Source organism: Pseudoalteromonas sp. SIMBA_162 (assembly GCF_046535955.1).
GTDB lineage: Bacteria > Pseudomonadota > Gammaproteobacteria > Enterobacterales > Alteromonadaceae > Pseudoalteromonas > Pseudoalteromonas marina.
Map to the genome: position 1 here is coordinate 1 of NZ_JAWJBQ010001096.1, position 240 is coordinate 240.

The 240-nt window shown below is 33.8% G+C and carries 1 protein-coding gene; it reads right to left on the minus strand.

Features of this window, described 5'->3' with window-relative positions:
* Positions 1–240: hypothetical protein (locus R0J88_RS23075; RefSeq protein WP_410901326.1), on the minus strand; the 240-nt coding region annotated here is incomplete at both ends.

Consider the following 240-nt stretch of genomic DNA (forward strand, 5'->3'; position numbering starts at 1 on the left):
CTGTTAATTCATCACCATTTTCAAAGGTAACTACTGACTTTCCTCTCGAAATTTCTATTCCGACATATTGTCGGTTTAAAAGATTTACCACATCGTACTTCCTAAAAAGTGCATATCCATCTGAAGTTAATTCGTCTGAATGTCTTTCAACAATCTTCTCAATAACTTTATCACTTACTTCATAAAAGTCTGCTACTTGTAGTACTGTTGCAAACCCAGTGTTAGGAAGTAGTAATAAGT